The 9339-nt window shown below is 30.9% G+C and carries 9 protein-coding genes; 2 read left to right on the forward strand and 7 right to left on the reverse strand.

Features of this window, described 5'->3' with window-relative positions; genetic code table 11:
• The first annotated feature begins 8 nt into the window (after positions 1-8).
• Positions 9-980 (forward strand): ABC transporter ATP-binding protein, encoded by a 972-nt coding sequence (locus tag Q0856_RS09335; RefSeq protein WP_298504362.1) that lies wholly within the window; start codon positions 9-11, stop codon positions 978-980.
• A 7-nt stretch (positions 981-987) separates the two neighbouring features.
• Positions 988-1392: an alternative ribosome rescue aminoacyl-tRNA hydrolase ArfB gene (arfB, locus tag Q0856_RS09340; RefSeq protein ID WP_298504365.1), complete on the forward strand. Its 405-nt coding sequence runs from the start codon at positions 988-990 to the stop codon at positions 1390-1392.
• Here arfB and Q0856_RS09345 read toward each other — a convergent pair.
• The 7 genes from Q0856_RS09345 to Q0856_RS09375 form a co-directional block, all read right to left on the reverse strand.
• Entirely contained in the window at positions 1389-2519 is a 1131-nt protein-coding gene (locus tag Q0856_RS09345; RefSeq protein WP_298504367.1) for a glycerate kinase, read from the reverse strand. The two genes, arfB and Q0856_RS09345, sit on opposite strands and share 4 nt — an antisense overlap.
• A 50-nt stretch (positions 2520-2569) precedes the next feature.
• Positions 2570-3028, reverse strand: a complete 459-nt coding sequence (locus tag Q0856_RS09350) for a 3-oxoacyl-ACP synthase (protein WP_298478463.1) — start codon at positions 3026-3028, stop codon at positions 2570-2572.
• 53 nt (positions 3029-3081) lie between these two features.
• Complete coding sequence (locus tag Q0856_RS09355) at positions 3082-3717, reverse strand: hypothetical protein (protein ID WP_298478461.1); 636 nt, start codon at positions 3715-3717, stop codon at positions 3082-3084.
• A gap of 117 nt (positions 3718-3834) precedes the next feature.
• Positions 3835-4956 carry an FAD-dependent oxidoreductase gene (locus Q0856_RS09360; RefSeq protein WP_298504370.1) on the reverse strand — a complete coding sequence of 374 codons (1122 nt, stop codon included), beginning with the start codon at positions 4954-4956 and terminating at the stop codon, positions 3835-3837.
• A 210-nt stretch (positions 4957-5166) separates the two neighbouring features.
• Entirely contained in the window at positions 5167-6558 is a 1392-nt protein-coding gene (locus Q0856_RS09365) for a hypothetical protein (RefSeq protein ID WP_298504374.1), read from the reverse strand.
• A gap of 2 nt (positions 6559-6560) precedes the next feature.
• Positions 6561-8402 (reverse strand): hypothetical protein, encoded by a 1842-nt coding sequence (locus tag Q0856_RS09370; protein ID WP_298504377.1) that lies wholly within the window; start codon positions 8400-8402, stop codon positions 6561-6563.
• A gap of 9 nt (positions 8403-8411) precedes the next feature.
• On the reverse strand, positions 8412-9098 hold the full coding sequence (locus Q0856_RS09375; protein WP_298504380.1) for a hypothetical protein: 687 nt from the start codon (positions 9096-9098) through the stop codon (positions 8412-8414).
• Positions 9099-9339 lie beyond the last annotated feature (241 nt).

Raw genomic sequence — 9339 nt, forward strand, 5'->3', positions numbered from 1 at the left:
TCGACAATATGCTTGCTGTAACTAATATTAGTTTCTCTTACGGTACAAATCCTATATTAGAAGATGTTTCCTTTACTATTACTAAAGGAGAACATATATCTCTAATTGGAGAAAGCGGTTGTGGTAAAAGTACATTACTAAAGCTTATTTATGGTATTTACGATTTAAACAAAGGGGAAATATTTTGGAAAGATACTCCTATTCTAGGTCCACTTTATAATCTACTTCCAGGTGGGGAATATGTAAAGTACCTTTCTCAGAATTTTGATTTAATGCCGCATACAACGGTATTCGAAAATGTTAGTCAATATTTATCTGTCTTCTACCCAGAAGAACTAAAAAAACGAACTTATGAGCTTTTAGATACTATTGAAATGACCTCCTTTGCAGAAACCAAAGTAAAACTTTTAAGTGGCGGACAACAACAACGTGTTGCCCTTGCTAGGGTACTGGCACAACAACCAGAATTATTACTATTAGATGAACCTTTTAGCCATATTGACAATTTTAGAAAAAATGGACTCCGAAGAAATCTTTTTAATTACTTAAAAAAGGAAAAAATAACTGTATTAACTGCAACTCATGACCCAAATGATATATTACCCTATGCAGACCAAGTTATTGTCTTAAAAGACACTAAAATACTAGCACAAAACACACCAAAAAAATTATATGAGCACCCAAATAACTTATATGTAGCTTCTCTTTTTGGAGAAGCGAATAAAATTCCCATACATATTGTAAAGTCGTATGCAGACACTAAAAGAAAAATTATTGTTTATGCAAGTGAATTTAAAGTATCCAATAAATCTGGCTTAGAAGTAGAAGTAAGTACATCGTATTACCAAGGAGGACAATATTTAGTAGAGGGTATTTATGAAGAAGAAAAAATATTTTTCTACCATAACATAGCAGTAGAAACTGGTAAAAAAGTATTTTTAAATGTCTCTATTGAAACTATAAACCAACGATTAGTGTAATTACGTTATGAACAAAACGCAACTCGTTTCTGAACTAACATTCAAAGCAATACGAAGTAGTGGTGCCGGCGGACAGCATGTAAATAAAGTTTCTTCTAAAGTAGAATTGAGTTTTAATGTTACCGATTCTAAAGCGTTAAGAAATATTGAAAGAGAACGTATTCTGCGTTTCCTAGCCAATAGATTAAATAAAGAAAATATTCTTATTTTACAGTGTGATGAAAGTAGAAGTCAACATAAAAATAAAGAACTAGTTGTAAAACGTTTTTTTCTTCTTCTCGAAAATGCCTTAAAAGTTCCTAAAGTAAGGCGTAAAACAAAACCAAAGAAGTCTGCTATTGAGAAACGCTTAAAATCTAAAAAAAGAGCAGCTTTAAAAAAAATGAATAGAAGAAAACCAAATTTAGATTAACGAGATTCTTTAAAGTGACCCGCTATTAACTCTACAATTACGGAAGCGGCATTATCCATACTATACTGTACCCCTTTTTCGGGATTATACGTTTGCAGTACTGTTTCAACTCCCAGTTTTTGCAATTCTTTTTCATTAACATCTAATTTACCACAAATAGCAACTACAGGAATATTAAATCTCTTAGCCATATTTACTACACCATTTACTAATTTCCCATGGATGGTTTGGCTATCTATTTTACCTTCTCCGGTAATAATATAATCTATATTTTTTGTCTCTATTATTTTAGGAACTTCTGCCAATTGCAATAAAAAGTTAACTCCACTTAAATATTCGGCATCTAAAAAAGTTTTTAATCCATATGCTGTTCCTCCAGCTGCACCAGCTCCTGGTATAAAAGCAAAATTCTTCCGTAATTGCTCTCCTACCAACTGATTTAAGTGTATCAATCCGTTCTCTAAGATTTGTAATTCTTCTTCATTCGCCCCTTTCTGTTTTCCATAAACATAAGCAGCTCCTTTTGTTCCAAAAAGCGGGTTATCTACATCATTTACAGCGTAAAATTTTACACTTGCGAATGTCTTTAAAAATTTTCTCTTTTTAATTTTTGATATAGCGCCCAGATTAGCCCCTATAGGTTTTAATTCTTCCTCTGCTTTATTTGTGAAAACATATCCCAAAGCATTTGCTATACCAATACCACCATCATTGGTTGCGCTACCGCCTAAACCTATATAAATTGTCTTTATTCCTCTAGAAACAGCATCTTTTATCTGCAGGCCTGTACCATATGTAGACATTTGCATTACATTGCGTTCTTCTTCTTTTAAAAGTTCTAAACCAGAAGCTTTTGCTAATTCAATATATGCGGTATCATTATTTTCGTTCAATAAATATGTTGCTGCTATTAATCTACCCATAGGATCTAAGGTTTCAATTTCTACTTCATGAGTTGAAATACTATTAGAAATGGCATCTAAAAACCCATCTCCGCCATCTGAAGCTAGTATACTGTAAATAGTGGATGTACCATCTACTTTTTTTATTCCCTTAGAAACAGCATTAATTACTTCATTTGCAGTGAGCGACCCCTTGAATTTGTCTGGAATAAGTAAAAAATTCATATCCTATATCTACAGCTATATATATGGCCCACTATACTTTTGGCTAATAATTAAAAAACCTCTTTTACTTTAATTTCTTTACCATTAAAAAAAACAACATCTCCTGTCTCTTTTCCTATTAATATCCTTGCAATTGGTGTCGCTGCCGATACACAATAGACTCTTGCCTCGTTATGAACATATTCTCCTGCCGATATACAAATAAAATAATGAAATCCATTTGTTTTCACCAAAGTTCCAGGTCCTATATATTTTTGCTTTCCAGAGATATTAATTTTACTTAATACTTGCGATACTTTTTCTACCTCTGCCAATTGTTGGCCCAGTTTTTCCCTTTCTAGTTGCAACATTGCTCTACCGGTTTCATGTTTATCACCAGCACTACTTTTGGTTTCTGTAGTTAAGGCTGTTTGTATTTCTTGGATTTGATTCTGAATTCTATTAAAACGATTTTTAATATAATCTTTACAAAATTGAAATGCATCTTCTTTTAAACTTATTGTAGGCATAAATAATATTGTAATTCTCTTATAAACTAATAAACCACATTCTGGCTTTGCGATTAATCTTCAAAATGATATAAATCTGCTAACTGAAAAACCAGATAATTTATCATCTTTTTTTCCTCTAAGCCCTGCAAATACATTTTATAAATTGCCTCTTCATTTTCTGCTTTAAAATAGTCTAAATCACCAGACCTATCTTCACTAAAAATATTCCATGATTTTAATCCTAAGAGCATATTTTTATGCGCCTCGTATTTTTTATTTACAATCTCTAGTTTCTTTTTTAACTCCTTATCTTTCGTTTTAGTGGCTTCACTCTTGGCTGTCCAATACTCATAATCCTGTTGTAACCTTGTATCCGCATTTTCTGCTTCTGCAATAATTTTAAAATAAGCTCTAGAAACCAGAGAAGCATATCTATCTATAAACCACGCACTTTCAATAGATTTAAACGTGCCAGGTTCTTTTAAGATAAGTGTTTCTTCTGTACTGGTATATAAATTACTTGGGGCTTCCTCGCTTTTATCTGCTGCGAGCGATTCTTTCCATGCTTGGGATTGAATTAATTCTTTCCAAACTTTAGCATACGCTCTTCTATACTTATTTTTAGAAGAGGAGCATGCCGCTACTAGAAAGATTGTAATAAACAGGAATACAACCTTTAAACCAAAACGTTTTATTCCTTTTTTCATTCCTATTTACAATTACGAGTTTTTCTAAAGCATTATACTTTAGTTTAACCAAAAGAAAAGATATTAAGCAAGTTAATTTAGGCACTATCAATATAGTAATTAATTTAAATACTAGCCTTAAGATTTTGAATACATTGAGGCTAGCTCTTTCCCTACAAAGCTACCAATAGCCACTCCCATGCCTCCCAATCTTACCCCACAATATACTCTGCTAGACACCGCTTTTATTATAGGTTTTTTAACCGAGCCAACACCCATAATACCACTCCATCTTTGATCAATTTCAAAAGAATTTCTGGGCAAAACTGTTTCTCTTAAAAGGGTTTCTAATTTTTCTTGAATTATAGCCGTACTTCCAAAATCTGTAGTTTCTTCTCCTTTAAAATCTAAATTTCTACCACCCCCAAGTAAGATTCTGTCTTCTATATTTCTGAAATAATAAAAACCCTCTTCCAAATGAAAATTGCCCTTAATATGCAAATTTTTTATAGGTCGGGTAATTAATACTTGAGCTCTCGCAGGTCTTACTTTTTCTTTTACTAAACTTGCCGAAAAACCATTGGTAGCAATAAAAAGCTGTTTTGTTTTAAAATGAAATCTATTCGTTTTTACCTCTACATGCTCCCTATTTTCTGCAAATTGTTCTACAGTAATTCCGTTTAAGATAGTAATATTAGATTGCAATACTTTGCTCAATAAAAATTGCATCATACTTCCAGTGTTTATCTGACCCTCAAATTTGTGGGTTATATACTTTTCATTAATATTTAAAAAATTAAAAATGTTCCTACTTACCGAAAAAGCGTTATCCTTAAAAACTGGAAATAGTACTTCATTTATCTCTTCTATTTTGGACATAGAAATATCATATAACTCCATGTCTTTTTCTAAAAATAGCTCATGTCCTCCTAGTTGTTGATACCCTATGTTTGTATCTCCTAGGTTTTCTCTTAAAGCCTGAATACCATCTAACCTTTTTTGAACCAGATCTACAACTTCTTCTGGAGTATTTATTTTTAAATCGGATAGTATTTCTGAGAGACTTCCAAAACAAGCGAAGCCTGCATTTTTAGTGCTTGCCCCTTGTGGTAATATTCCCTTTTCTAAAACTAAGATTCGCGCCTTAGGATATTTTATTCTTAAAGACATAGCGCAATTTAAACCCACAATTCCGCTACCAACTATAGTAAAGTCTATGTTAGACAACCATGTTTTATATTCCCAATAACTAAGATTCATACTACTAAAGTAACTACAATTGGTTAAACTGTATTTAGAAATAAAAAATTAGCCGGTTTTGCAAAACCAACTTGCTAGTCTATTTTATTTTTCCGCTTGCCAATAAAAACATTTATAGGTATCGTTGAAATACATTTTATTACGTCTAGAAATGATTTTTTTTAGAAAGTATATCCATTGCTTTTTAAATTAGACTATGCAGTCCGTATGTTAGTCTTCTTTAAGACCAAAAAACAACTGGGAAAGAAAATTAATATCTTCCTTTTTCCCTTGGATGTTTCCTTCTAGTACAACTTGTTTTTTAGTAGATTGCCTTGCGGATAGTTGCAACTTTTTTAGTAGATTAAAATAGGGGCGCAACTGCGCAATTTGCAAATCTTCTTTTGCTTTTTCAAAATTTACAGATAGGCTCATAAAATTTGTGCTAGTAACTTCTTCCAAAGAACTGTTTAGCGTTCCTGTTTTAAAAGTAGTATGTTCACTGTTTTCATCTATATAAAATTGATATAAAGGAATACCAATAAAAACTTGATTTTTAGTAATTAGATTTTGTTTCAGCAAATAGTCTTTTAGTCCTTTTTTGTTTTTCCCTAAGTTTAAAATCATATTAGGTACTTCCTTTTCTTTCCTTGCCTTTTGCTCTATCTTATTAAAATTATCATCATAAGTGTATGTTACAATAGTATCCGTTTGCTTCGTTATACCATCTATACCCAAATAAAAAAAACCGTTAGTCAGCTCTGTTACTTGTGGCAAGTCTATATTCATTTTTCTTAGAAAAGAACTATTTCGCCAAGACTTTATAAATTGCTTTGTATTGTCTTTGTTCTTAAAATTAGCATCCCAATAAAAGTCCACTGATGCTTCCGGAATCTTTGTATATGTAACTTTCTCAGGGTAAACCTGGTCATCCGCTTGAATAATTCCTTCTAGAGTAGTTTCTCCATCTTTAAATTGGAGTTCCACTTTACTTTTTTGAGTAAAATATGTTATATGCCCTTTAGCTTCGGATAAAGAAATAATCCAATTATTCTCTTTAGACTGTATTACTTTGTCCTCCTTTAAAACATCTAAAAATATCTCTTTGCTTTTTTCATATGAATTCTCTAACCCAAATGAAACAATTAGTTTTTCCGTGTTCCATGCACAAACCCAATGTTGTTTTTTATTTTCTAACCAGTGAGTATTGTTCTTCACATTGGTCTGTAACTTTGATCCATTAGAACCAATATAATGCTCTAATTGATTTTTAAATGCGTTAGCGTCTTTAATATGCAGTACAGAGAAATAGGTGTCCTTTATATTTGGAACCGTAAATAATACAAGGTTATAAGGTAAAAAGTCTACTCCTTTTTTATCTATAGTATCTTTTCGAGTTTCCTTTTTCTTAAAAGAAACGTTATTATAATAGTACCTTGGAGAAGTAATTGCATCTAGTAGTACTGTTTTTTTTATATCGTGAACAGATATTTTAATAACACTATCAGCATCTTTATGAATAACGCCAACTAAAGAGGCTGTATTACAATACCAAGTATAACCCCAATAACCAATTAATGAAGTTATACTAAGTAATAAAAATGTTTTGAGCGTTTTTTTCATATTTATTTATCCATCATAGCGTCTATCATATTGATGAAATAAACAAAACTGTTCTTATGCCCTTCTGATGGTATTTCCCATATAAGTTCTCCTTTCATAGCGTTTCCTTTTATTTTCTGAAAATTAAACTTTATATCTTCTGTATTAGAGGTTAAGAAATCTACTTTTTTACGTAATCCTCTTGGAAAAGATTCCACTGGAATTTCAGAAATAATCTTTTTTCCATTTACGTACATGCTCAATGCATTTTTGATAATGTTCTTTTTATGCGCACCAGAAAGTTTAGAAACAAATCTTCCGCTTTGTATTGCACTCATATCTTTTAAAGAGCTTCCAAGAAATACTGTTTTGTCCTTATACATAACGTACATGTTAAACGGAGTAGATTTGGGTAAGTCTATTAATTGATACACCCCATTATTGGCTTCTAATTGCTTTTCTTTAAGACCTATTCTTACCAGTCTATTAAATATTTCTTGCTCTTCTGATGTAAACATGAACATAAAATCTGGAATAGTTTCGGTTTTAGTTTTTTCTACTTCTTTGTAATTAAAATCTTCATCATACTCATAGTCTGTATAGGTTACTTGCTTTTCTGTTAGGTTTGTAAGTGCTAAAAACATATCCCCTCTAAATATTTTTGCAGTTTCTTCTTCATCTATTAACATAGAAAAAACTTTAGCTCCTAAAGCTACCGACTCACTTATTGTTTCTCCAGAACCAGTATCAAACAAACTGGAGGCTAAATTTGGGTATGCCTTAAGAACCCCTTCTGTACTAAGGTTTAAAGACATATACCCTAACATATTATCTTCATTAATATATTTGACAAAACTTTTATTAATCTTCCCATTATACATAGGTTTATAAAGCTCCGCCATTTCATTATTCATGGTATATTCTGTTTTTATAACCGCTTCATCTTTATTAAAATCTAACTTTGCCATTAAAGTTAAACCACCATATAATTTGTCTATATTCATAAAATTATATGGATTAAAAGAGTTCCCTAACCTATAACTAGGTATTGCTTGCTCATATATTGTAGCAAAATCGTTTACCCAAACGCTAGCTTCTTCTTTTCCTTTACCTAAACTTTTAAGATAGCTTTTATTGGTTAGTATGCTTTTATTAGCATAAGTACCCCCTATTATTTTCTTTGCTTTATCTAAAACTTCTTGAGAAAACTCTTTAGTTCTTGCCAAGCGTTTTTCTTCTCTTTCTAAACGCTTTTTTTCTCTCTCTTCTTGTTCTTTTTTATAAGCATCACTAGTATAATAATCATCTTCCGTTGCATCTACAGCTCCCTCTACAACAGCTTCTACTGCAACTTCTGATTGGTAATCATTGTAATAACTATAAGATTCTTCTTTTACTTTATGGTCAGATGAAACAACAAACATTAAAACATCTTTATTCCACATAGTAACCTCATCTCCTCTATAATTTTGAATGTAAGATAGATTACCTTCTGTTATGGTTTTTTTTATCTCACTATTTCTTAACAAACCAGTAAAAGCTTTTCCATCCTTTAAAGGAATAAGAAAACAGTTGGTGTAAACACCATCATTTATTTCAAAAAAATAATGAAATGTATTATTATAATCTAAACCTAAATCTTCCAGAGTTTCTAGTTTCCCCTTGCTTTCATCCATTAATTCTTTCTCTAAAAAAGAACCAAACTTTGAGTTAGAAAACTCCTCTAAACTCATTAACTCCAAAACATTTTTTCCTTTTATAGAAACTACAGCAGAAGCCGTAGATGGTATTTTAGATATTAAGTCCTGCGCAGTTAGCGAGACAGTGATACAAAAAGCAGAAACTGCTATTAAAAACTTTTTCATTTAAAGATATTATTGGGTTAATTCTATTTTATTTTCAACGTTCTTCTCTCCAAGAATAAGAGATAATGCATCAATTTTTAAAAAGACTGCTCCTTTATTAGGGGCAACCTTAGCATTTGTATTAGATACATTTTTTACCTTATTTTCGAACCTATAAATGCATGTATAACTAGCATCATCAAATACTTTACGGTCTTCTGTTTTTAAATTATTAAAAGATTTCTTTATAGCATCATCATAGGTAAAATGCCTTCTAAAAACATTAGTAGACGTATTGTATGATAAATTGGTTGTAGTAAAATTGGTGTAATTGTTTTTGTTCTGCTTCTTAATTAGGTCTTTAAAAATACCATTTACGTTATCTACATTTTTAAAATCACAAGAAATGGTAAAAACATAATTCTCAAAATCTTTTGTTTTTTTGATGTTAGATATTCCTGGTGTTTTTTCTAAATGATATAAAACATCTTTAAAAGATTCATCTATTTCGTCTTCAGAAGGAATTTTATATCCATTAATACTATCTAAAAGCATTAGAGATGCTAATTTGGTTTTGCTCTTGCTCATATTTAGTGTTACCATAATAGTACCACTTCCATCTTTATTTAGTTTTATCTCTTCTAATATTTCGAAGCAACTTGTGCATAAAGAAATACATAGAAACAAACTAAAATAAACTAGCGCTTTTCTATTCATAAATAGGTTGGTTAATACTTTACTATTTAACACTACTTTTAACTATAAATTGTGTTTTTACTTCTCTTTTATTTATGGTACCAAAAATAGGTGGTAATAACAATAAAAAACAGGCCGAAAGCAGTAAAAAGTGTTCCCTGAAAACAGGGGTTTTAAACAAAGTTTGAGTCGTCCTAAAATAGGTTGACAATTTATTAAATAATTAAATTAATCCAGCGAAGCTAGCTTCGCTGGATTTTTT

Origin of the sequence: uncultured Maribacter sp. (assembly GCF_947496775.1) — a bacterium.
In the GTDB taxonomy this organism is placed as follows: Bacteria; Bacteroidota; Bacteroidia; order Flavobacteriales; family Flavobacteriaceae; genus Maribacter_B.

What these genes read in the sequence shown, in the direction of transcription:
- Q0856_RS09335 (WP_298504362.1), top strand. Translation starts at nt 9, where the DNA reads ATGCTTGCTGTAACTAATATTAGTTTCTCTTACGGTACAAATCCTATA.
- arfB (WP_298504365.1), top strand. Translation starts at nt 988, where the DNA reads ATGAACAAAACGCAACTCGTTTCTGAACTAACATTCAAAGCAATACGA.
- Q0856_RS09345 (WP_298504367.1), bottom strand. Translation starts at nt 2,519, where the DNA reads ATGAATTTTTTACTTATTCCAGACAAATTCAAGGGGTCGCTCACTGCA.
- Q0856_RS09350 (WP_298478463.1), bottom strand. Translation starts at nt 3,028, where the DNA reads ATGCCTACAATAAGTTTAAAAGAAGATGCATTTCAATTTTGTAAAGAT.
- Q0856_RS09355 (WP_298478461.1), bottom strand. Translation starts at nt 3,717, where the DNA reads ATGAAAAAAGGAATAAAACGTTTTGGTTTAAAGGTTGTATTCCTGTTT.
- Q0856_RS09360 (WP_298504370.1), bottom strand. Translation starts at nt 4,956, where the DNA reads ATGAATCTTAGTTATTGGGAATATAAAACATGGTTGTCTAACATAGAC.
- Q0856_RS09365 (WP_298504374.1), bottom strand. Translation starts at nt 6,558, where the DNA reads ATGAAAAAAACGCTCAAAACATTTTTATTACTTAGTATAACTTCATTA.
- Q0856_RS09370 (WP_298504377.1), bottom strand. Translation starts at nt 8,402, where the DNA reads ATGAAAAAGTTTTTAATAGCAGTTTCTGCTTTTTGTATCACTGTCTCG.
- Q0856_RS09375 (WP_298504380.1), bottom strand. Translation starts at nt 9,098, where the DNA reads ATGAATAGAAAAGCGCTAGTTTATTTTAGTTTGTTTCTATGTATTTCT.